Source organism: Bifidobacterium sp. W8104 (assembly GCF_016100735.1).
Lineage (GTDB): Bacteria > Actinomycetota > Actinomycetes > Actinomycetales > Bifidobacteriaceae > Bombiscardovia > Bombiscardovia choladohabitans.
In genome coordinates, this window is the sequence record NZ_JACFRW010000001.1 from 329,360 (window position 1) to 353,273 (window position 23,914).

Below are 23,914 nucleotides of genomic sequence, written 5' to 3' on the forward strand. Positions count from 1 at the left end.
AGGTAAGCCGCTGGCGCCGACAGCCCAATCACTCCTGTCAGTCATCCGCCCTGCTTGAGCCTGCGATATTTCATGGGTGTCATGCCCGTGTTCTTCTTGAAGGAGGCGCACAATGAGGATTCGGATGTGAAACCGCACTGCTGACAAATCTGGCGTATGGACATCCCGGTGTTTACCAGCAAATACTGCACCGCGTGGATACGGGAATCCACCAGGTAGGCATGCGGCGTGATGCCTGTTTCCTGTTTGAACAACCGAATGAAGTGGTACTCGCTCAGAAAGACCCGTTTGGCCAGCTCGGAGACGGTGAGCGGCTCATACAAGTGGGAGGACACGTAGGCGATCGTGTCCTCAACCACCTCCTCCTGCTTTCGTTTGAAGGAACGCGGCTGCTCATCGGCAAACTCGGTGAGCAGATCGGTGATGTATTTGGACATCCTCGCTTCCGAATAGCCGTTCTCCGCCGTCATTAAAGAAGTGATGGTCCGCATCCGCTCCAAGGCGTAGGTCTCGGAGGAGAGCATGAAGACGTTGCTCAGCTTCCTGATGATGTAGTCGTAGTAGGGCCGGGCCATGATGCCGTCGAAGTGGAGCCATTGGGCGGTCGTCGGGACATCAGTGCCGTAGGCATGGTGTGCGTAGCAGTTGACCAGCGCAAATCGGCCCTCCTCGGCTACGAAGGACCCTTCAGGCAGGTCCAGTGTCAGCCTGCCGCTATCGATATGAATGATCAGATAGCTGTCAAAGGATCGTCGCTCCAACCTGTAACCGGGTTCATAGGAGAATTTGCCCACCCGTAGCGGATAGAAAAATGTTGTTCGCGCAATAGCCGAAGGGGTGTGAATCAAAAAGTCAGAGGCCTTGACATCAATGCCGTGTTCAGCAGGCTTCGCCACGATGCACCCTCCTTTCCGCACAAACCACATTCCCCACCAATCACGACAGCCGCTCCTGGCTGGCCACCGTCAAACGAAGCCAGGAATACACGCACGCAACCGGCAGCCTCAACCTTACGCATCAAGCCATAGGACGTCGTCCTTGCTAATACAGCAAGGCCGTTGCCTCATACCCAAACAATACAAGGCAACGGCGGCGTTTTCATTTACTTTATGAAGATCAATGTACGTTGAAGCCCTGCTGCTTACCGTATTCCTTCAGGTGCTTCTGCCAGGCATCCACACCCTGCTTCAGAGTGATCTTCTTGTCGGTGTAGGCGGAACCGACGTCGTCAGCGAATACGGTCCGCGCATAGACCTCGAAGGGCAGCGTGGCATGGCCAGGGATCACATCGCTTGCCGCCTTGGCCAAAACCTCGTTATACTTCTGACCGCCGAAGTATTCGATGTCATCGCCCTTGGTGTTCTTGACGGTGGTGGCCTCCTTGAACTTCTTCGATTCGGTGGTCTTCACATCGTCGGGGAATGAACCGCCTGCCACGCGAGCGTCAATGCTGGCCTGATTTCGCGAGATGAAATCAATGTACTTATAGGCTGCATCGGTCTTCTTGCTTGAAGCCATAATCGCCAGCGACGAACCGCCATGGTTGGAGTTGACCGCGGATCCATCCTGGGTGGGCATGGTAGTGACCCTCCACTTGCCAGCTTGGTCGGGTGCCACGTTGACCAGCGTAGTTGGGATCCAGCAGCCGATCAGCGCAGAGGCGAGCTTGCCATTGTTCAGGCTCTTGTTCCAGTCCTCGGTCCAGATGACGGTCTTGGTGTCGACCAAATCCTCGTCGATCATCTTCTGCCACCACTTGATGAAGCTCTGAGTTCCCTTGTCGGAATCGAGGTTGATGGACAGATCCTTGCCATCTGCGGACAACTTGTAAGGATGCCCGTTGGCCTGCCATATCATGGCGTCGAAGAAGCCCGCGTCACCGGAATCGGCAGCGATGTAGGAACCCACCGCCCGAATCTTCTTAGCAGCCTCGTAATACTGATCCCAGGTCTTGATCTGGGTCGCATCAACGCCAGCCTTGTCAAACACATCCTTGTTGTAGAAGAAGGCCATGGCTCCAGAACCAAAGGGCAGTCCGTAGGGCTTTTTGTTGACCAGAACCGAATTCCAAGTGCCGGGATTGTAGAACTTCGAGTAGCCCTTGGTCCTGTCACTCAGATCAGTCAGCCGATCATTGATGGCATACTGGCTCAGGGCATAGAGTTCGATTTGCGCCACATCGGGTGCCCCCTTGCCTGCCTGGAAGGCATTGTCAAGTGCAGTGTACTGCTCCTTGGCTGTCCCGGCATTCTGCAGCTTGATCTTGATGTTCGGGTACTTCTTCTCGAACTCCTTGGTTGCGGCCTTCAAGGTGGGCTCCCATGCCCAGACGTTCAGCTCCACATTCTCGTCGCCACTGCTCTGCTTGCTACCACCGCAGGCGGTGACGCCGAGAAACATGGCCAGCACGCCGGCACAAGCCACTAGACGCTTCAGCCCTTTTGCATGTTTCATTACATCACTCTTTTCTCTTAGTGCTTTTCATCAGTTTTTATTGGCATGAATCCTTGCCGCATGACAGACGAAAGACTCCCTTCCCGGCCACTCACCCTGCGATCGGCTCAAATGGCCGCAATTGTAAAAATCCATTCATTCTTTGACCGCACCTGCAGCCAATCCGGACTGCCAGTACCGCTGGAGAATCAGGAAAGCGATCATCAGAGGAACGACAGTGATCAGCGATCCGGTGATGACGAGATTCTGTATGGCGTGACCGCCGGCAGTGTTGGCCTGGTTCTTCCATTGGTTCAGTCCGATGGTCAGGGGGTACCAATTGGCATCCTTCAACATGATCAGGGGCAGGAAGTAGTTATTCCAGGTGGCCACTATGGCGAACAGGGCCGTGGTTACGATTCCGGGAGCCAGCAGGGGCAGACTGATGGTCAGGAAGGTTCTGAACTCCCCTGCACCGTCAACCCTGGCCGCCTCCAGGAGCTCTGTGGGAACAGCCTGCTCGGAGAATATCCACATGAGGTACAGACCAAAGGGACTGATAAGGCTGGGCAGGATCATGGCCCAGGGCGTATTGGTCAAGCCCATCTTGGCGAACAGAAGAAACTGCGGAACAGCCAGGGCAATGCCGGGCACACTGATGGAACCCAGCACGACCGCGAAGACTGCCTTGCGGCCAGGAAAAGCGAACTTGGCCAAGGCGTATCCGCCCATGATGGCCAGTACGGTTGCGCCACCCGCTCCCACAACCACGTAGAGCAGCGTGTTCAAGAGCCAACGTCCGAATATGCCGTCCTCATAGGTGAAGACCGTGGTTATGTTGTCCCAAAGCGCGAAGGTGTGACCAAACCAAAGACCGAAGGTCGAGGTGAAGTCGGACTGCGTCTTAGTGGCGTTGATGATCAGATAGGCGAAAGGAAACAGGCAGTACAGAGCGAAGATGCCGGTAACCAGCGTCAGCGTCATCGAGCGACGAGGGTTCGCGGGATTGGAGAATCCGTTTTTTGCGGCGCGTTTGCGTTCCGCCCTTTCATCCCTGGCCACTCGCTTGGCACGTCTGCGTTCACGCGCCCGAATCGCTGAAGGCGTCTCATCCAAAATGTCAGAGGTCATTTCATCTGCTCCTTCAGACTGTTCAACTGGACCGCATACGCGATCGCCATGGTGATCACCGCCATGACAATGGCCAAGGCCGCGGCATAATTCGACTGGTTGCCCGCGAAGCTCAGACTGTAGGCATACATATTCGGCGTGTAGTAGCTGGTAATGGTGTTCCCAGGCACCATGTTTTGCATGATCGAGGGTTCATTGAACAGCTGGAAGGAGCCGATGATGCTGAAAATCACGGTGATGGCCAGACTTCCACGCAACTCCGGCATCTTGATCCGCCTGACGATCTGCCATTCGCTGGCCCCGTCGATTGCCGCCGCCTCATAGAGCGAATGCGGAATCGTGGACAGGGAGGAATAAAAGATCAGCATGTTGTAGCCGGTGTATTCCCAGGTCACGATGTTGCCGATAGACACCAGAAGAATGTTGGAAGCCAGCAGGTCCAGATGCAAGCCGGTCCATGAATTGAAAGAGCCGACCAGTCCATACTTGGCCCCGTACATGAATCCCCAGATCAGCGTGGACACGACGGCAGGAACGGCATAAGGCAGGAAGGTGGAAATTCGGAAGAACTTGGTTCCGTGCAATCTCATGGAGTCAATCGCCAGAGCCAGCAAGGCTGCCAGAAAGAGGCAGAGCGGCGCCTGGATCAGGGTAAAAGCACTGACACGGCCGACCGAACTCCAGAAATGACCATCTGCGAACAAACGTTTGTAATTGCTGAGCCCGGCGAAAACCGTGCCGCCAACCATCCGTTTTTCAAAGAAAGAAATATAAATTGCGTAGATGATCGGAATGATGAACACCAGCAGGAAAGCAACAGCGAAAGGCCCCATGAACTTCCAACCGCGCCAATCACGCCTGTGCTTGTTGACGGTGCTCGGCTGCTGATTGTTCGCAACATCAGCTGGCCCTGCCGCCGATTTGGAAAATGTCATTATTCTCCTTTGAGATGTCTGATTGCGTGACCCCAACCCCACCGTCAACAACGACGAAGAAGAATTGGGTCAACGAACCGGAATTGAGGGAACGGACCCCTGCAATTGGTCGTTGGGCATCTAGATGTCAGAAACTGTCAACCATTCAGACAACTCTGTTGAATGTAGATGTTTTGCTGTAAAAGGTCACGATTGTTTTTCACATGCACACATCCTTGTGCCTCTTTTCATTACCCTGATAGTACAATCATTAACGTACTTTCAGTCTATAAACAAATAGAACGCTCCGTACATGAAAACTGCTATCTAATATCAAAATATTGCTTTCACTGTAAGGGGTTTGTCGTCTGACTACCTGAAGGCGGTTCCGGTTCGCCAATTGCAACTTTGGTGAACCAGAACCGCACAGGGTGTTGGAAGACAAGATGCCCGCGGTACCCTTATCGTCTGCTTGACAGGTACCGCCTGCCGAGCAATGCCGCGAACGACGTCAGCGCCAGAGCTCCGACCAGCAGGGCTACCGAGATTATGGAGGCTCCTGAATGCGCGAGAACCGCATGTGAAGGTCCACCGAGCGGAGAATGATTCCCGTACACACCGCCAGCACCTGTACCGGACGCATTCCGCCCGGCGGCGTTTACCCAAATACTGAAGCTGGCGTTCACTCCACGGTAGGCCACGACAATGGTCTTTTTGCCGGCCACAGTAGAGTCAAAGCCCGTCACAGACAGCCCGGGATCGTCCAAGGCCAAAGACCTGACTTCGACGCGATCCTTATCCTTGGAGATGTACACAGCGCTGACCGCCAATCCGCTTGGGTCAAACCGCTCGCCGATGGCATATCTGGTCTTCGTCGGCGGGACGACCTGCAACCCCTGCAAATCGAAGGATCGGTAGCGGACCGAGTAGACCCTGGAGCGCGAACCGTCAGCAGAGGTGACGGTAATCAGGCTCTTACCACCGATCGTCATTCCTTCATCAGTCTGAACCACCTTAGCCGCGTTGTCCCTGCTAAAGGCCTGCAAGACCGGGTTGCTTTCGGAACCAACCGGCAAATCGACTACATAATCATTGCGATCGGACGAGAAATCCGTAATGGTTTGTCCGTCCAAGCGCAGATCAGCCAGGTTGGCATCATTGCCTGGCTCAGGCTCGAAGGCCGAAATACTCTCCGTGCCGTTTACCTCAATCTCGGCCACGTTGATATAGGTTTTCGTGTCCTGAAGACTGTTGACAAGCCGCACCGCCTTTGCCTGGACAGGGTTGGAAAGGGCGAAGGTCACCGTCGGCGCATCGGCTTCTGTGGAGGCATCAGTACCACCGGCCTGGGGAAGATACCATCCCGTCTTGGTTTCCAGCCGATGCCAGTTGCCGGATTGATCGCAATATTCCAAGGTCTGCGACTTTGGCCAGGATGCTCGCCCATCCCAGTGGAAGACGGTCTTGACCTGGCTGATAGTCCTGATTTTGTCGAAGTTGAAGGTGGCTGTCGGATCGACATCCGAAGATGCCGACTGGGTGGACCACCCCGAGGCGACATGTCCGTCAATGGCTTTTCCAGCCGTATCACCATCCTGGACGTTGACCGAGAAGTGGGTGCCGGCGCCCCAAGCCAGATTTCTGACCGGGCCTACCCATGGACGGGCCCAGGCTTCGATTTCCGCCGCATCCATCCAGGCGTTGTCTACCGTGTTGACGATGCGGACCTTGCTGGCTCCTACCATGCCTGCTGCCTGGAAGGTCACGGTCTGACCAGGCTGCGGGTTGTTGACGACTTTCCCCAGCGGCTTCCAGTTGGCACCATCGTTGGTGTATTCAGCCTTGGCCGACACCGGCGGATGATCCTTGTATGTGATGGCCACCCGATCCAGCTGACGCACTTGCCCGAAGTCAAGATTGGCAGTTGGGCTATGGCGGTAGTTGCCGGCGGAATTCCAAGTCGCCCAGGCTTCCTCCCGCATATCGCCATCAGTGAGTTTCCTCCACTGATCCTCCTTGCCATACTCAACGTCTTGGTCGGTAACAGTCAGGTTGTAGCTGACATCAGCCATGTTCTGTGGTTTGGCCGCCTCCAGGTAAAGGCTGAAAGACAGGGGCAGGGAACGCTCTCCGCCTATGGCCAGGGTACCTTTCACGGGCACCACATCACCCTCGTGCGCTCGGTCCAGCTTTCCTTGAAGATCAGCCCAATCCCAGCTGACAGCATGAGGATCGACCTTAATAGACGGCGAAGCCTTGACATGGGCGTAGACAGTGGTGGATTCCATCGCCTTGCGAGCCTCCTGGGCATCTGAACCGAAGAGAATAGTGGCGGAGACAGGATCGGTCACGGTGAATTCGCCCACGAAAACCGATGCCTGGCAAGGGAATGTATTGCCAAAGAAATCAGTGGCAACACCTTGAACCTGATAGGTTCCCTCCGTGCTCACATCAACGGCCTCGGTCTTCCAGACCACTGGCACTGGCTCTCCCTGACCCCAGGAATAATAGGGAATCACTGTTTGAGGCATGATAACGGATCCGCCAAGCGGAACCTGGACCTTAGTCTTCTCGGCACCAGTCGGCTCCGTAGACCTGAAGTACCAACCTTGGTTGTCAGCTCCCGTCGATTCTGCCACAGAGATCGTGGCACCCGCATCGGTCCGCTGGCCAGTCACGTCCAGGGCAACCTTATCTGCCTGGTTGACCAGACTGAAGGTCTTGCCATTTTCCGTATTGAGCATCCAGATGAACCGTCCATCGGTACCGATCGATGCTCTGGTACCCGCCCGCATCCGGCCATCCGCACACAGGAACTTGTCCCCGTCCGAAGAAGAGATCAGGTACCGACGCACCATAGGGCTGCCGGCAGACGGCTCGACGCTGTGAACAGTGAAGGCTTGGGATCGTCCCTGATCCGGATTCTTGGCCATGCCTTCAAGCATGAGAAGACCATCGGAGGACGCGGTGAGCATCTTTCCTGACTGCTGCCCTTGAAGCTGAACCGTGCTGCCATCCTTGACCTGGGCCTGCGGGGAGACCCCGGATACGCCGGTGAGCTGTATGGAGGCGATGGAACGAGCCGGCAATTTGACTGTGGCCGTCTTGGCTGCCGCATCGATGGTGACTCCATGCGGCTGCTCCTTATTGGAGTACTTGTTCATATAGCTCATATCAGCCGTGTATATATCCTGCTGATGATCAGGTTCGGTGGTCAAAAAGAGCTTTCCGCTCGCGTCGGAATCGATGCTCCCGTAGTTTGACAGATCGATGACCAGCGTCTGCGGCTGATCGCTGGCGTTACGGTGTATCACCGTCTGGGTCCTGCCATCTGCCGAGCTGGCGGTCATATTGTCCTTGGTGGCGTTATTGGCGGTGATGGAATCCCCGGGATGGATGAATTTGGTGTAGGCGCGGACAGCATTGTACTTCGCGTTGACCACGATCCGGCAGGGGCGAATTCCCGAGGTCTGACCTCCATTATTGTCCACTTCCCTACGAGAGTAGAGCTTGCCGTCAACGCCGGCGACCGAGCAATCATAATCGAGAAAGACAGTGCCCCAATTGGTGTCCTCCCCCTTGGGATTGGCGCTGTTGCCATTCATATCCTTGTCACCAGTGGCCACGTTGTAAAGGTCCTCGCCGATCTGCCAGAAGGTGTAATCCCTGGACTGCAAGGCGTAGACATCGGCGTTGATCTTACCGGCCATGCCCAAGGCATTGTCGAAACCATAGGGGTTGAAGCCTCCGGATTGCCAGGAGCCATCCACCTCGCTCATTGACAAGGCTTTGCCGTCCCCCTGGGCAATGTCCCGGGCAGCCCTCTGGCGGTTGGTGCCATAACCGTGGGTGTTGTACTGGCCGATGACATCCCTGACATCCTGCGGATAGCGATGGTAGGAATCGACAAACTGACCCGAATCCGTCGCGTCGGTAGCTGAGACCAAAGTCTGCTGCAGGCCTTCGGCATCCAGGGCAGATCTGAGAGCGCGTATGACATTGCCGGCTGTCCCGGTATCGACATGCATACCCTCCTGGGGCTTTTTGACCTCGGTGGTATATGGCGTGACAGCCTTGTTCTTACCCTGGTAATACCGATTCCAGTATCGGTCGATCAGAGCCCTGTCCTCGGCTGGCCAGGCATCCGAAGCCCTTCCTCGCGGCGAACTCCAGTATCCGGTCTCCGACTCGTTGAGCGGCTCAACTGTATTGACCCCAACCCGGTTCCCATTGTCAGCCTTGAGCTGTGACAGATGCCGGGTTACCGCAGCCAGATACTGAGCGAATTTGTCCGCATCCGCAAGGTTGTTGGCATTCCCGCTATCGCCCCCGCTCACATACCCGCTTTCCGTCATGAACCAGGGAGCCGCGTTGGCTGCGGCTTCGACGTGGTCGATGTCATGGTTCTGAGCTCCCCTTTTCAGCCACCACTCCTGAGCCTTGACGTCGCGGGCCTGCGGGGAATCAGAGGAGGCGGATCCCCACACATAGGAGGCATCGCTGTGAGGATCGAAAACCCGATCAATGCCGGCCTTGTTGGCCATCGTCGTCGCCAGACCGCCGTAAAGGCCCAAGGAGCCGTCCGGGTCCTGGGCCCAGTAGCCGGGCATGGCGGCGCCTTGCCGCATGAACGGATAGCCATATGCCACGTCCGAGGCATTGCCACCGCCTATGTTGTAGCGAGCCTTGTTGAGACCAAGACCCTCCTTACCGAAGATGCTCGTATAGAAATCCTCACGAAGTTGCCGCCCATAGGCCAAAGCCTTGGCATCGGTCTGAGGGTCTCCGCTGGATTGACTGATTGAACCGGGTTCTCCATAGTTGCCTGTGGCATTGGCAAACCATGCCAAGGAAGTTCCCCAACCCTGGAAGGGGCCATCGGCATACCAGGGATTCGGCGTCACATTGATTGTTTGCTCATCTTCCGATGCCATGGCTGGAGTCGCCATCGATGCACCAGTCAGAAGAACGGCCCCTGCCATTAATCCTGCAAAGACCTTGTGGGATATGCTCATGTCCTGTACCTTCATTCTTCTCTGAATAGTCAGACTGTCCACCCTTCAGCTCATCCCGGGGTCCTGGCATTTAAGGCGCCATTGCTACAAGATAAGGACCCTGTCACGAGACATGATTACGTGCACTGCTCTGTCGCAGACCATGCCATGCGGAAGTGGCTAACTTCCAACCACCTACATATGAGCCGGACGGGAAGACTTCCGTTTGCCTATACGGTAAGCCCGGGAATCGGGCATTTTCCCTGCATAGCAAGAAGATGATATTTGTTGCCAAAATCCGGCAATGCACGTCCACCGCGTCCTTGGGCCTATCGAATCTTGAACCGATTCCTTACAGGGTTCTGTACAGGGGATCCGGCAGAGCGACCAATTATCAGAGTCTGAACAACTTGTCCATACCCGGAAGATCATTCCTTAGGCAGCCAACAATCTAACCGGGGAGAGCCTTTGAACAAAAACTATGGCAAGCGTATAAAACGGGCAGCCAACATCATGCCACGATCAATGGATGCTTACGCGGCCCAATACAGGCTCACGGGCCCCCAGATGTCCATCATCGACTTTCTGGGCAAATCCCAGGACCGCACCCAGCGGGACATCGAGATGGAGTTCGACATCCGCCCATCCACAACAACAAAAACCCTGCAGCGAATGGAGGCCAGCGGGCTGGTCGCCGCCAAACGCGACCCCAGGGACGGCCGCCAACGCATCATTGCGCCCACCGCCAAGGCCGGTGACCTGCAGAAAGCCGTGCGGGCATATATCGACAACCAGCAAAAGGCCATGGAGCGCCAGTTCGACCATCGGGATCTGGCTGCCTTCGACCGCGTGCTGGCCTATTTCACCACCTTGAATTCCGACGATCCCTCCCAGGCTGGAAAGGAGTCTCGCTCATGAGCGCAACCCAAGCAACGCAACAAGCGCAAAACACAGCAATCCCCCGCAGGGTAATAGGCGCGGTGGTGGCCACCGGCATCATGTCCTTCTGCGGCGTGATCGTGGAGACGGCCATGAACATCACCTTCCCGGCCCTCATGAGCCATTTCGGCATCGGGACCTCCAGCGTGCAATGGATGACAACCCTCTACCTGCTGGTCGTCGCCTCCATCACCCCGCTCTCGGCGGCCCTCAAGCGTCGATTTCGCAGCCGAACCCTCTTTCTTTGTGCCAACCTGCTATTCCTGACCGGACTGGTCATCGACGCGCTGGCTCCGGTCTTTCTCCTCCTGCTGCCGGGAAGGGACGTACAGGGGTTGGGCACCATCAACGGTTCCCAGCATGCACTGATTCTGTTATTGATCATCGGCGGCATGGAGGCTCTGTTGACCCTGGCCGCCCTGCTTCGCTCCCAGAAACCGCAGCGCACTTAAGGGATGGCAGAATGGCCTTCAGCCCACGTCCAGGAAAACCCTCATCTCGTTTTCGCCACGGTTGGACCAGGCGAAATAGGGAATCAGGGTGGCCGTGGTCGGCATGCGGCGAACAGGTTGCCGCAGGCGGTAGAGCGGAGCGGCATCAGCCCCCTCTGCCGACTCACGCCAGGCAGGTACCCGCAGTCTGACCATGCTGCGGATGACCGCATCGGCATCCGGATGATGCGCCAGCGAGTACCCAGCGCCTCCACCCGTTTGGAGAAGTCGGTGTCCTGGAAAACGTAGCCATAGAACTTGTCCGGATCGGGATGGTCCGGGTCCTCCGGCAGCCAGTGGAATCCCTGGTTGGTGTAAGTCGGCGGCCGGAAGTCCCCGCTTCCCTCCTGCACATTCAGCCTCTCATTGAGAGCAGCGAAGGCACTGAAGTTGGGCATGCAGTAGCTGGGCGCAGCGCCGGGCACCTGGTCGTTGAGGGCCCTCCATTGGTAGGGCAGGACCGCTGTTCTGACCAGAAGTGGTCGTCGACGCTGGCCTGACTGATGTCGATGGGCCCGCTCATGTTGAATCGCTGACTCATGCTGCCATCTGCCTCTCTATGCGGCGGCTGAACACAATCAGCACCAGCGCAACGGCCAGCAGGGCCACGGCCACGATGGGGAAGAGGTAGACCTGCTGGTCGGCCGTCTGGAAGAATTTGAAGAATATGATGGCTATGGCATTGCCGATGGCCGCGGTCTGATTCCAGGCGGTCTGCAGCTGGGTCTCGTAGGATTCAGGCGAAAGTCCGGACACCAGGGAGCTGCCGATCGGTCCGACCAGCTGGTCGGACAGGGCCATGAAGGCGTAGTAAATCAGCACCCACCAGAGGGAGTAGCCGGAGGATCCGCTCCCGCCCAGAATCAAGGAGGGTATGGTCAGCGTGAAGAAGGCCAGAGCCGTGACCAGCAGCCCCATACCATACTTATAGGTGGTCCGGATTGCCCCGGCACGAGTCTTGGTCCACAGGAAGATGAAGATGGGGCCGGCTATCAGATCCATGACCATGTAGATGACCTGGAGTGAGCCGGGGGCGATGGTGATGCCGAAGATCACCCGGTTGACCTTCTTGTCCAGGAAGATGGCGATTGCGCTGGTCAGCAGGGTGGCGCCCAGGGCCATGATGATCTGCGCGAAGAAGAACCAGAGAAAGGCCCGAAGGTGTGTATGGTCTCGGCCGGTCAGGTCCTTTTTGGCGAACAGGTTGACCAGGAAGCACAGGGGTACCACGAAGGCGAAGGTGGTGACGGCGTTGATGATGGCGTTCAGGTTGAAATGCTTGGTCAGCACAAGGGCGGCGATGACCAGTGCCAGCACAACCAACCCGATGACCAGACCCTTGAGTATCCGCTGGCGCTCCCGGGCCGACAAGGGCTTGATGGGAGCCTCGCCCAGGGGTCCGAAGAAGCGGTACTGGGTGAAGAAGATGGCCGCACCGTAGAGCAGGGCGAAGACCCCGGCCACAGCGAAGCCGATATGGTAGTTGCTCAGACCGATCTGGCCCACCACGACCGGGGTGATGATTCCGGCCACCGTATTGGCGAACTGGTGGATGGTGAAGGCCGCGTCGCGCCTGCGGGCATCCTCCTTGCGGTAGAGCTGCCCGGTCAGGGAGGCGTTGGACATCCCCATGATGGGCATGGACAGCAGCACCAGGGCGATGTAGGCCATGGTCTGTCCGAAGACCTGACTGGTCGGAGGTATGGCCAGGATAAAGAAGGCTATGGCCTTGAGCAGGTTGCCCAGTATCAAGGCCTTACGCATTCCCAGGACCCTGTCGGACAGCCAGCTGCCCACGATGTTGAGCAACCCGTTGGCCGCCCCCATGGCCGCGATCATCAGAGCCGCATCCCCCTGGGAGAATCCCAGCCCCTTGGAGAAGGGGGTGTAGAGGTAGTAGATCATCAGGGCGTAGAAGGCGCCCCAGGCGGCCGAGTTGCAGAAATTGCCCAGGGCCAGGGTACCGATGGCGCGAGGGTGTCCGAAGAAGCCCTTGTCGTCTCTGACCTCCTCCAAGGTGCTCTCAGTGTGTTTCATGATTGCATCGCTCCCGGAATGGTGGTGAATTTATAGAAAAGGTGGAAGATTTTGAGGTATAGATTCTTTACAGGCGCCTGGGTCACCAACCCCTGCGCTGGAATGGTCCGGTCTGCCACAGTCGTCCCGTCTCCTTCTGACGTGCCTAGGCTCCACTGTCTATGCTGTCTTCAATGGTAGCGATGGTCAATTCCGTATCCGGTGGCCTAGAATCCACAATACGTGGAGCATTTTTACCGATTCCCCCGAGGAGAGGTCGACTTTCATGACATTGTTCTTTGACCAGGAAAGCCAGCCCCGACCTGAGCTGGTATCCGCCGGGACCTTCATCGGCGAGCCGGGCTGGCAACACGACAAGCGCGTCATCAGTACCTTCGAAATAATCTGCAACATCCAAGGCACGCTGCCCCTGCAGATTGGCGATACGCGCTATATGGTAGGGCCCGGCACCTTCCTGATCGTCCCGCCCGACCTGAAGCATCAGGGATTCCGCACCATCACCGAGAACCTCAAGTTTGATTGGTTGCACTTCAAACTGCCCGGTCTGAATCCCATCGAGGGTACCGGCGACGACCCTAGGGTGGACGAGACTGCGAGCATCCTTCTGCCTGCCTACAGCGAGAATCTGCTCATGGACCGGATCACCGTCATCACCAACCAGCTGCTGGACGTCTACCAGATGCACGGCGACCAAAGTTATCTGAACGCCATCCTGGCCTGCGTGCTCTACGAGGTGACCATGCAGACCAGGCAGCTGCTTCGCACGCAGTCCATGAACATTCATGAGCTGCAGCCGGTGCGAGATTGGATCCGCATTCACGCTCTGGGACCCATCAGCCTGGGGCAGATCGCCAACTACTTCAATTACAACAAGAGCTACCTGTCGCGCAAGTACCGGCAGAAGTTCGGCATCACCATCTCTCAGGAGATCGAACGTTTCCGCATGGAGGCGGCCAAGTCGCTGCTGGTGGAGACCGACGACACGGTGGAAAGCATCGGGACCATCGTCGGCTACAAGGATGACAAGTACTTCATGAAGGTGTTCAAACGCAGCACCGGCATCAGCCCCACCCGCTACCGCAGAACCTTTCATCAGCGTCACTTCAACTCCCACTGAACCCGACCGCAGGGTTGAGCGAAGGGAACAATAGGTGGTTTTTATTGACTCAATGGTCTCCGCAAAAGAGATTTCGCCCACAAGTCCCATAGGATGAAACCATCAAGGTGATTCCGCGATGAAGGGAGATCCCCCAATGCCTCATACCAATCCACCTCGGGTGATTTTCAGCCAAATGATCGATCCTCGACGCATTGAACTCTATTGGGATCAGGAGGTGCAGGGAGCCGCCGACCCCCGCCACTTCCGCCTTTTCCTGGACGACCATCCCCTGCCGCTGATGGAGAGGACCGACGTGGAGTGGAACCTGCTCAACGTTTACGAACCCATCAAAAAACGGTCAACACTGATTACCAGGGAACCCTTGGATTTCACTGTTCTGGGACGCCTGACCGTACTGGCGGATGCAGCCATCGTCAACCGCCAAGGACAGCGGGCTGATCCGGAAGTCGAAATCGTAGTCAACAACTGGCACTATCAATACACCCAATTCACCAACTGCCGCTGCGGCATCCCCATCGAATCATCTGACGACGTCCAGCACCACACCCGGCTGCTTGCGGCCGATCTGATCGACACCATGCTGTCCGCATCGCCGCAGGTGGCCCAGACCATGATCACCGAGGGTGCCAGGGTCGCCATCTACGGGCTGCACGAGGACGTCTATGACATACCTGAGCACCGCGGAGGCGCCCAGATCATGGATCGGCCGGTGGAAGGCTATGGAGGCATGATCGGCGACCCGATCACTTCCATCTCCGCCGCCAACATCGAACGTATCACTGAGGACGTGCACCAGACCCGCTACCCCAACGAGTCCATACTGGCCCATGAATTCGGCCACGCCATCCACCTGCTGGGCATCAACCGCCTGGAGGATCAGAGCCTGGCCCATCGGATCCAGGCCGCCTACAGCCATGCACAGGAGACTGGTCTCTGGCCGCACACCTACCTGATGGGCAACATCGAGGAGTACTTCGCCACCCTAACCGCCATGTGGTTCAACGTGATGGCCGAGAGTGCCGACGATACCTGGGACGGCGTCCGAGGCCCGCTCAACACAAGGAACGAGCTGCGCGAATACGACCCGACCGGCTACGACGTGCTGGCGGACATCTATCCGCAGACCGCACTGCCCTACCCCTGGAACACCAACCCTGTCAACCATGACTACAGCGGGCATATGGACCAGCTGCCCTGAGGACGCAAATCAGCATGAAAGGAGGCAAGAATCACATGCTTGCATTGACTATCGCCAACATGTTGATCACCTATCCTCATACACACCTGTATTTGACAAATATGAAAATCAACAAGCTGGTGTATTTCGCACAGGTTGAATGCCTCCGGATACACAGGCATAGGCTTTTCGACGAACCTGTACAAGCCTGGGAAAGCGGCCCCGTGGAACCGAGCGTTTATGCAGCATTCAAAGAGTATGGCCCAAATCGGATAACTGCCCCCGCTATAATAGATGCGCATGATCAAACCGATTCTTCAGTCGGACTCCGAGCAGCGAAAAACGTAGTTCAAAGAGTTGCCACTTTATACGGGCCATTGGCAGCCTTCGAACTTGTGGACTATTTACATCGCGACGGTTCAGCCTGGAAAGCTGTATATGAATCCGGCAAGAACAAAGAAATTACTGAAGAAGCCATGCTCCGCTCTCACGATGGCATTGATCATCCTGATTTGCGGAGAACCCTAGCCGGAGGTGTTCGTGCAGTCGATGAGCGATTCCCAAATGCGCTGAAACTGCTGGAAGACACATAAGGCAACACTGCAAGGAACAAGCCGACAAAAGAGCCGTCTTGCAAGATTCGTCTTCTTAGGTTTTCAGAATGGGTATCGAATTGGATATTGACGATTCAGACGAACCTAAGCGCAATGGCATGTATCGCTGGATACAAGAAATAGCCAGCGGACAGAAAACATTCACTGAACTGGCCGCACAACTCAGAAATGCAGCTAAACTCGTTTTATCTACTTACCGCTCATCTGAGTTATGAAACTTAAATCCAACTAACAATGTTGTGAACCCTCCTCTACCTGCCTAAGGAGAACTGATGAAGAAGACAAAGGCTTATGAGCAGACGGACTTTAATTCGACAGTGGCGCATCAGCGGGATCCGCACGGACACTTGGGTCGGCTCACGGCATTGCCAGCCCGGCTCCATAGCGAAGCAAGGACGGCTGGCGCCATCTGGAAAAAACAAATAATCGCCCTTGTAGCAGTTTTGATGAGTGTGGCCCTGTTCTCGGGCTGTCAGGGATCCAATCGGTCAGAGCCGTCCGTGGAACAGGCCTCCAATTACCTTTCATCTTTGACAAAGTACGACGTTTCTGGTGACAGCAGCGTCACAACCATCTCCGCGAACAAGCCGGGAACCCTGTATGTACTTGCGCGACGGGCCGATCTTAAGCAGACAGAAGCCGCGCAATGCAAGGTGAACGGACAAGCTATGCAGCGCTCTTCTTCAAACTTGAATTATCCAGCAGGCGACGGGCAGAATTTCTTCCCCTTCGCAAAGATTGACATTAAACAGGGTAATCCGCACAAACTCTCATGCGACCAGCCGAATGGTGTCAAATTGCTTGCATTGCTCGATCCACATGTTCGGAGTTTGCCGAAGCAGACCGCATAATTCCGGGTACAGCCTCCTGCACTGATTCGGCACGTCGTCCTATTGATGCGATGGAGAAAGTGCGACGCAAAGCCCTGCGGGTATTCGGCACTCGCTCCAACAGTAGCGGCCCGCATTCAGTGCGGATCATCCCCGGTGACAAGCTGCTACCTAAACCCCCGTCAGTGAGGTAGCATCAATCAAAAGCGATACCAGAATCTGAGAATAAATTCTCTCACTTGTGTGGCCTGGGGCATATTCAAAAAGCCACTGATATCCTTATCCACACCTACAACGTTCAGACGTAGGCCGAGCCATATCGCATTCCCCAGCGAATATAGCAAAGCACTGTGAAAGAGACAGCCTCATGGGCCCCACTAGCAATACTAGCAGGGTAGAAAATCCTCCAGGCGATCAGCACCTATGGCAGATGTTCAATGCCCAATAAATCAGCCAATGCCACAGGAACCATCCGGATTACAACCATGATGCGTTGTATCTAACGGGGGCAATACGGCATGCCCGCCGGTTCCATTACCATCACCTCTTTGTGGGGATGATGGGGCTGTCGGCGCCTGCGAGGATCCACCGCCTCCGCCGCCCCGGTTCCCGGAAGGCCGGGAGGCAGGCCGACGGGATTGCACGGAGCCTCTTCGACCATTGTTGGAGGATGTTGGCCGGCTTTGCCGTTGCGCCTGAGCAGCGGTCTGCTGGTCTGCCTGGCTCTTGGCCTGCATGGAAGCGTTCACCCGATCAGTGGCCACTTGTAACGCGCTCACTGCGTCCTGATAAGCCTTTATCTCGCCTCCCGTAACCTGACCAGCCTGGTCTATGACCTTCTGCAAATTGTCACGAGCGGTATTGTCAGCTACCTTCCCATCGCTGTCCTGCAACAGTTTCTTTGCTTCGTTTATTTTGCCACTCAGAGCAGCCTTCGCATCATCGAGGGTCTTGGCGTCGCGGGAAGCCAGAACCGCATTGGCAGCCTTGTATACAGCGTGGTACCCAGCATCTAACTTCTTAAACTTGTTGGCAGTTGCTTCCAAACTCTCTGTTGACATGGATGTCTTGCATTGGAGAGTCTGCGGGCGAAGACTGCCGACAGCCTTGACGCTCCGGTTCATAGTTTTTATGGTCTTCACGTCCTTCACTTGGTCGGCCCGCACAGCTACGGCTTCATGATATCTGGCCAGCTGAGACGGTCTTGTGAGCCCATGTAAATTGCTAACAGCTTGCGAACACGAGGAAAGCGCCGAATCATGTTGGCGATGCTCATAGGCACGCCAGGCGAAAACACCAGCCAAGGCCAGCACCGACACTACTACCACTGCAATTAAGGGAATCATCCATTTCGGACGACGCTCCTTCGCTTCGTCAGAATTAGGTTTGGACTTGTCCTGACTATCCATTTCTGCGAGCCGCTCTATTCCCTGATTCATATCGTTCACAATCAATTCTGTCAATTCACTGTTACCAAATTTAACAATTACCGCAGGCTGGGTGGAAGGTACCTGCATATATCAATTAGCCAATGCCACAAGCCTCACCCTTTTTGCAAGGGCTGGGATTGAAATGGTGAAGCCAATCATTGACCGCCGAATCTGAGACATCTCCATTTTGTGGCGTTGATGGTGCTGGAGCTGATCCGCTGTCTCCGCTGCCTCGGTTGCCGGACGGCCGGTAGGCGGGCCGGCGGGATTGCGTGGAGCCTTTCCGCCCATTGTTGGAGGAGGCCTGCCGGCGTCGGGTGGTGCCCTGCCGTTGCGCCTGCTGCTTCGAGGCCTGCGCCTGCGCCGCCTGGGCTGCGGCCTGCTGGTCGGCCTGGCTTTTGGCCTGCATGGAGGCGTTCACCCGGTCGATGGCCGCCTGCAAGGCGCCTACCGCATCCCGGTAGGCCTTGGCTTGATCCCCCTTGACCTGGCCGGCCTGATCAATAGCTATCTGCAGACCGTCACGAGTCGCGTTGTCGGCCACCTTCCCGTCCGAATCGGCCAGCAGCCTCGACGCCTCCTCCCTTTTCCCGTCCAAGGCGGTCCTGGCATCCTCCAGGGCCTTCGCATCACGGGACGCGGTCACAGCCTTGGCAGCCCTGGCCACAGCCGCATATTTGCCGTCGATTTTTCTCGCCTGGTCGGCCGCCGCGTTCAGATCCCCGGTGGACATGGTGGCCTTGCACCGGACCGTCGGCTTCCTGATCCCTTCGGCGTCCTTCACGCTGCGGGCCATGGCCACCACGGTGCTCGCGTCCTTGACCTGGTCGGCCTTTATGCCCGCCGCCTGGCGGTAACCGGCCAACCGGTCCGAGCCGGTCTTCCCCTTTAGGTTCTTCACCGCCCGGCTGCAGAAGTCCAACGCCGCACCATGCCGACGGTTCTCCATCACGCGCCAGCCCACAAAACCAGCCACAACCACCGCTACCACGGCGACAACCACCAGCACCAGCCACCTCGGTCGTGGCTTGCCCGGCGGATCTCCCCCGTCCTCCGGCACGATCGCCGCAGGAGCAGAAGCCTCACCCCCGACCGGTCCGGACACGCTCTCCAGGTCCATGGTCCCCTCATCATCCTGGTCCGCCATGACCATCCTCTCTTCCCATCCGCGCGGATTACTGCCGTCCTATCCCAGCGTAATTGCCCGCACAAAACTCAAGCCTCCTCCTGCACAGAAGCAAGCCGTTCCTATCTGAAACACTCCCTGTAAAACCAAAGATCAATCCTGACCAATGAAATCTTCTACTCGCATAGGGATTGGATATACAGCTCCGGCAAATAATAAAGAGGTCTCTTTGCCCAACCAGTCTCACCAGGAAGGGGAGTCGGCACAGATCCTTGGCATATACAGGACCTCCAACCCGAACTCCGAGTACATTCCCGCATGCAATTTATTTCGTAATGACGGCTACAACAGCTGACAGCAACTGTCACAACCACCGCCTTGCCCACCCAGCGTCCGATCTTTCCGGGAGTCATCATTTATGTTTCCCTTCCACTATCATGAAGGGGACGGCCAATATGGTCGCCCACAAACAACGCCAGCGGGATAGGAGACCTTCCAAGAAACCGGTCCCGCTGGCAAATTCTCAATCAATCAGCCAAGGACACACACGCCAGCCGAATTACAACCATGGTTTCCAATCTGCTTTTGGTTTTTTAATTTTTCAATCCAGCTATTATCCTCACCGCCGCCTTGCGGAGCAGATGGAGCGGATCCGCCGCCTCCGCCGCCCCGGTTGCCGGAAGGCCGGTAGGCGGGCCGGCGGGATTGCGTGGAGCCTCTCCGCCCATTGCCGGAGGAGGTCTGACGGTGTCGGGTGGTGCCCTGCCGTTGCGCCGGCTGCTTCTGCGCCTGCTGCTGTGCGGCCTGGGCCTGCGCCGCCTGGGCTGCGGCCTGCTGGTCGGCCTGGCTCTTGGCCTGCACGGACGCGTTCACCCGGTCGATGGCCGCCTGCAGCGCATCCGCCGCATCACGGTAGGCCTTCGCCTTATCCCCCTTGGCCTGGCCGGCCTGGCCGATGGCCTGCTGCAGACCGTCACGGGTAGCATTGTCGGCCACCTTCCCGTCCGAATCGGCCAGCAGCCTCGACGCCTCGCCCTTCTTCCCGTCCAGGGCCGCCCTGGCATCCTCCAGGGCCTTCGCATCACGGGACGCGATCACCGCCTTGGCAGCCCTGGCCACAGCCGCATATTTGCCGTCGATCTTTCCGGCCTGGCCGGCCGCCGCGTTCAGATCCCCGGTGGACATGGAGGCCTTGCATTGGATCGTCGGCTCCTTGATTCCTTCGGCGTCCTTCACGCTGCGCGCCATGGCCACCACGGTCTTCGCATCCTTGACCTGGTCGGACTTTATGCCAGCCGCCTCACGGTACTGCGCCAACCGGTCCGAGCCGGTCTTCCCCTTTAGGTTCTTCACCGCCCGGCTGCAGGAGTCCAACGCCGCACCATGCCGACGGTTCTCCACCACGCGCCAGCCCACAAGACCGGCCACGACGACCACCGCCACGACCACGGCGACAACCACCGGGACCAGCCACTTCGGTCGTGGCTTGCCCGGCGGGTCTCCCCCGTCCTCCGGCACGATCGCCGCAGGAGCAGAAACCTCACCCCCGACCGGAGCGGGCATGCTCTCCAGACCCGCAGCCCCCTCATCATCCTGATCCGCCATGACCATCCTCTCTCTTCATCCGCGCGGATTATGGCTGCCCCTCCCCCTTTAGGATAACCGCCTGCACAGTACTAAAGTAAATTTTTGTACATAAACCAGCCATCCTTACCACAGAACCCAGTGCGTAAACCGGAGATAAATCTTAGCTAATGAGTCTCCGGCTCACACAGGGGCTGGATATGCACCCACAGGCCAAGCCGGAGCCCAGGCGCAGCAGCCGGCCCGCCCAGCATTCAAACTTCCCAAGAGACATCAGTCGCCGGTCATGGTTCCCATACCTCACCGTAAATGCAACAACCCCATAGCCTCCCACAAGCAACCCCAGCAGGACAGAGGAGCTTCCAAACAGCGGGCTCCGCAGGCAAATCCTCAATCTTCCAATCAATCAGCCAATGCCACAAGCCTGACCCTTTTGACAGACCGGCTTTCCGCCATTTGAAACAGTGCCATTTTGAAGCCTTTCTCTCCAGTTTGAATGATCTTCCTGCGGTGTCGCAGGTGCTGGAGCTGATCCGCCGCCTCCGCCGCCACGTTGACTGGTGGTTGGGCGAGAGGGCGTGTAGCCTCTCCTCCCTCTGCTGTGTGAGGACGATAATCCTTGTTGCGAAGATTTTGAGCGCTTGGCAGTCTGCTGCGAGGCTTGTGTCTGCGCCGCCTGAGCTGCGGCTTGCTGGTCGGCCTGGCTCTTGGCTTGCATGGAGGCGTTCACCCGATCAATGGCCACCTGCAACGAATTCGTCGCCTCTTGATAGGCCTTCGCCTTATCCCCCTTGATCTGGCCGGCCTGATCCATAGCTGTCTGCAAATCGTCACGGGTCGCGTTGTCGGCCACCTTCCCGTCAGAATCACCCAGCAGCTTCGACGCTTCGTCCTTCTTCGCGTTCAGGGCTGTCTTCGCGCCTTCAAGTGTCTTCGCATCACGGGACGCGGTCACCGCCTTAGCCGACTTGGATACGGCCGCATATTCACCGTCAAGCTTCTTGGCTTTACTGGCTTCGGTGTTCAGCTCGCTGGTGAACATGGAGGCCTTGCATTGAATAGTAGGAGGCTTGAGTCCGCCGGCAGCCTTCACACTGCGGCTCATATCCGTCACGGTCTTCGCGTCCTTGACCTGATTCACCTTTACACCAGAAGCCTCCTGATACTTGGCTAACTGCGCCGAGCCGGTTTTGCCCCGCAGGGACCTGGCGGCCTGGTTGCAGGATTCAAGCGCCGAATCATGCCGGTGAGACTCCACTAGATGCCAGCCCACAAGACCAGCCACAACAACAACTACGACTACTGCCACCACCAACGGAACCAGCCACTTGGGGCGCCGCTTCCTAGACGCGGCTTTCTCATCTTCTGGCACGACCGTCGGCGGAGTCGAAGCCTCGTCTTCAACTAGATCAGATGAGCTCTCCAAGTCCGTACTCCTCTCATCTCCCTGGTCCGCCATGAGGTAACTCTTCTTCCCATTTGCGCTGTCTACTTCCTTCTCCCAGCGTAACCGACCGCACAAAGCTAGAGTGTCCCCAAATACATAAGCAGCAGCTCCTACCACAAAGACCTTCGGCATAAAACAAAAACGATCTTGACCATTGAGCGTTTAGCTCTCACATAATCCGTATATGTAGCTCCGGCGAAAGTTGAGGGGATCTCTTTACGCATCCATTCTCCCAGGAATGGGAATCAGCTCACGTCCTTGACCTATGTGCTGGGAATACAACGCAAACTGCAGATCCCCCCCCCACATACAATTTATTTCTGAATAACGATCACAGCGGCCAAGAGAGGCGGCCATAGCAGGCGCTTGAGCCCACCATGCCGGAGCCCGGGTGCAAAAACTAACCAGCCTACTTTCTGATCTTTCAGAACACTTATAGAGGTTTGCATCTCCTGTTATAAAGAGGACTCCATTATGTTATAAAGAGGACTCCATTACGGGCGCATACAAAACGCCAGCAAGATAGGAAGCCTGCTAAGCAACCTGTCTCGCTAGGAAATTCTCAATTTTCAATGAATCAGCCAATAGGGCAGAATTCCCCGGGATGACAGCGGCTCGGAGTTTTATGTTCTTCGAACCATTGGTGCCAATCGAAGCCTCCGTCATCTCCTTGTGGGACTGATGGAGTTGCAGGCGCCTGTGAGGATCCGCCACCTCGTTTGTTGGATGCTGGCTGGTGGGACATATTGCTTTCCCGCTTGTTGTTGGAGGTAGTTGCCCTGCGTTGAGTGGTACCTTGCCGTTGTGTCCGCTGCTGGGCCGCTTGGTCCGCGGCCTCCTGATCGGCCTGACTCTTGACCTGCATGGAGGAGTTCACCTGATCAATGGCCGCCTGCAAGGATCCAGCCGCATCATGGTAAGCCTTCGCCTCATCCCCCTTGACCTGTCCGGCCTGATCGATGGCCTGCTGCAGATTGTCGCGGGTCGCGTTGTCGGCCACCTTCCCGTCAGAATCACCCAACAGCTTTGACGCTTCGTCCTTCTTCGCGTTCAAGGCCGTCTTAGTATCCTCCAGAGTCTTCGCATCCTTGGATTCGAGAACTGCCCTAGCCGCCTTGGATACGGCCGCGTATTCACCGTCTAGCTTCCTTGCCCTGCCAGCCTCGGCATTCAGATCACCGGTGGACATGGAGGCCTTGCACGCTACAGTCGGCTGCTTGAGCCCGCCGACGGCCTTCGCGCTGCGGCTCATGTTCGCCACCGTCTTCGCATCCTTGACCTGGTCCCTCTTCACGCCGAATGCTTCACGGTAGCGGGCCATCCTGGCCGATCCGGTCTTCTCCTGCAGGGGCTTCACCGCTTGATTGCAGGATTCGAGTGCCGAATCGTGCCGACGGTTTTCAACCACACGCCAGCCTACAAGGCCTGCTATTACCACCACCACAATCACTATCACGATTACCGGAACTAGCCACCTGGAATGCGGTCTGCCAGACGGAGCACCCCCATCCTCCGATACAATTCTCGGCGGAGTCGAAGACTCACCCTCAATCGTGTCTGACACACCCCGCAAATTTGTAGTCCCCTCATCCCCGTGATCCACCATGACAAATCCCTTTTTCTTACTGAAACGAGCTACTGTCTTCC

General features: G+C 56.9%; 19 protein-coding genes and 1 pseudogene. 7 read left to right on the forward strand and 13 right to left on the reverse strand.

Translation table 11 applies throughout. From position 1 onward, the window contains the following. Positions 1-41 precede the first annotated feature (41 nt). The 5 genes from H3U89_RS01315 to H3U89_RS01335 all read right to left on the reverse strand — a co-directional run bounded on the left by H3U89_RS01315 (position 42) and on the right by H3U89_RS01335 (position 9,412). Positions 42-896 (reverse strand): helix-turn-helix domain-containing protein, encoded by an 855-nt coding sequence (locus H3U89_RS01315; protein ID WP_198178913.1) that lies wholly within the window; start codon positions 894-896, stop codon positions 42-44. A 220-nt stretch (positions 897-1,116) separates the two neighbouring features. Continuing rightward, positions 1,117-2,454, reverse strand: coding sequence for an ABC transporter substrate-binding protein (locus H3U89_RS01320; protein WP_110412545.1), 1,338 nt, complete (start codon positions 2,452-2,454; stop codon positions 1,117-1,119). Positions 2,455-2,589: 135 nt separating this feature from the next. Further along, positions 2,590-3,564: a carbohydrate ABC transporter permease gene (locus H3U89_RS01325; protein WP_198178911.1), complete on the reverse strand. Its 975-nt coding sequence runs from the start codon at positions 3,562-3,564 to the stop codon at positions 2,590-2,592. Next, on the reverse strand, positions 3,561-4,499 hold the full coding sequence (locus tag H3U89_RS01330) for a carbohydrate ABC transporter permease (protein WP_110412544.1): 939 nt from the start codon (positions 4,497-4,499) through the stop codon (positions 3,561-3,563). Before H3U89_RS01330 ends, H3U89_RS01325 begins: the two co-directional genes overlap by 4 nt. 440 nt (positions 4,500-4,939) lie before the next feature. Continuing rightward, complete coding sequence (locus tag H3U89_RS01335; RefSeq protein WP_232345409.1) at positions 4,940-9,412, reverse strand: discoidin domain-containing protein; 4,473 nt, start codon at positions 9,410-9,412, stop codon at positions 4,940-4,942. Between the two features lie 585 nt (positions 9,413-9,997). On the opposite strand from H3U89_RS01335, the gene H3U89_RS01340 reads away from it, so the two are divergent. Beyond that, positions 9,998-10,390: a MarR family winged helix-turn-helix transcriptional regulator gene (locus H3U89_RS01340; protein WP_198178909.1), complete on the forward strand. Its 393-nt coding sequence runs from the start codon at positions 9,998-10,000 to the stop codon at positions 10,388-10,390. Beyond that, a complete protein-coding gene (locus tag H3U89_RS01345; RefSeq protein WP_198178907.1) occupies positions 10,387-10,863 on the forward strand; it encodes an MFS transporter in 477 nt (158 codons plus the stop codon). The genes H3U89_RS01340 and H3U89_RS01345 overlap by 4 nt, the downstream gene beginning before the upstream one ends. Positions 10,864-10,881: 18 nt before the next feature. On the opposite strand, the gene H3U89_RS01350 is transcribed toward H3U89_RS01345, so the two are convergent. The 3 genes and pseudogenes from H3U89_RS01350 to H3U89_RS01355 all read right to left on the reverse strand — a co-directional run bounded on the left by H3U89_RS01350 (position 10,882) and on the right by H3U89_RS01355 (position 12,939). Next, positions 10,882-11,058, reverse strand: coding sequence for a hypothetical protein (locus H3U89_RS01350; RefSeq protein ID WP_198178905.1), 177 nt, complete (start codon positions 11,056-11,058; stop codon positions 10,882-10,884). A gap of 21 nt (positions 11,059-11,079) precedes the next feature. Next, positions 11,080-11,378, reverse strand: a pseudogene (locus H3U89_RS08480) (glycoside hydrolase family 127 protein); the annotation flags it as partial. Between the two features lie 61 nt (positions 11,379-11,439). Then, a complete protein-coding gene (locus H3U89_RS01355; protein WP_198178904.1) occupies positions 11,440-12,939 on the reverse strand; it encodes an oligopeptide:H+ symporter in 1,500 nt (499 codons plus the stop codon). Positions 12,940-13,204: 265 nt separating this feature from the next. Between H3U89_RS01355 and H3U89_RS01360 the strand changes: the two genes are divergently transcribed. The 5 genes from H3U89_RS01360 (at position 13,205) to H3U89_RS01380 (ending at position 16,701) form a co-directional block, all read left to right on the forward strand. After that, on the forward strand, positions 13,205-14,056 hold the full coding sequence (locus tag H3U89_RS01360) for an AraC family transcriptional regulator (RefSeq protein WP_198178902.1): 852 nt from the start codon (positions 13,205-13,207) through the stop codon (positions 14,054-14,056). Between the two features lie 175 nt (positions 14,057-14,231). Continuing rightward, positions 14,232-15,257, forward strand: coding sequence for a hypothetical protein (locus H3U89_RS01365; RefSeq protein ID WP_232345411.1), 1,026 nt, complete (start codon positions 14,232-14,234; stop codon positions 15,255-15,257). A gap of 35 nt (positions 15,258-15,292) precedes the next feature. Then, complete coding sequence (locus tag H3U89_RS01370; RefSeq protein WP_198176749.1) at positions 15,293-15,829, forward strand: Panacea domain-containing protein; 537 nt, start codon at positions 15,293-15,295, stop codon at positions 15,827-15,829. A gap of 68 nt (positions 15,830-15,897) precedes the next feature. Beyond that, positions 15,898-16,065 carry a hypothetical protein gene (locus H3U89_RS01375; RefSeq protein ID WP_198178898.1) on the forward strand — a complete coding sequence of 56 codons (168 nt, stop codon included), beginning with the start codon at positions 15,898-15,900 and terminating at the stop codon, positions 16,063-16,065. 57 nt (positions 16,066-16,122) lie between these two features. Next, the gene (locus tag H3U89_RS01380; RefSeq protein ID WP_198178896.1) at positions 16,123-16,701 is read left to right on the forward strand and encodes a hypothetical protein; all 579 of its coding nucleotides are present in this window, start codon (positions 16,123-16,125) and stop codon (positions 16,699-16,701) included. A 428-nt stretch (positions 16,702-17,129) separates the two neighbouring features. On the opposite strand, the gene H3U89_RS01385 is transcribed toward H3U89_RS01380, so the two are convergent. The 5 genes from H3U89_RS01385 to H3U89_RS01405 form a co-directional block, all read right to left on the reverse strand. After that, entirely contained in the window at positions 17,130-18,197 is a 1,068-nt protein-coding gene (locus H3U89_RS01385) for a hypothetical protein (RefSeq protein WP_198178894.1), read from the reverse strand. 7 nt (positions 18,198-18,204) lie between these two features. Further along, positions 18,205-19,257 carry a hypothetical protein gene (locus tag H3U89_RS01390; RefSeq protein ID WP_232345412.1) on the reverse strand — a complete coding sequence of 351 codons (1,053 nt, stop codon included), beginning with the start codon at positions 19,255-19,257 and terminating at the stop codon, positions 18,205-18,207. Positions 19,258-19,767: 510 nt separating this feature from the next. Continuing rightward, a complete protein-coding gene (locus H3U89_RS01395; RefSeq protein ID WP_198178892.1) occupies positions 19,768-20,841 on the reverse strand; it encodes a hypothetical protein in 1,074 nt (357 codons plus the stop codon). Positions 20,842-21,226: 385 nt separating this feature from the next. Next, positions 21,227-22,246: a hypothetical protein gene (locus H3U89_RS01400; RefSeq protein WP_198178890.1), complete on the reverse strand. Its 1,020-nt coding sequence runs from the start codon at positions 22,244-22,246 to the stop codon at positions 21,227-21,229. Between the two features lie 598 nt (positions 22,247-22,844). Next, positions 22,845-23,708, reverse strand: coding sequence for a hypothetical protein (locus tag H3U89_RS01405; RefSeq protein WP_198178888.1), 864 nt, complete (start codon positions 23,706-23,708; stop codon positions 22,845-22,847). Positions 23,709-23,914: the final 206 nt, after the last annotated feature.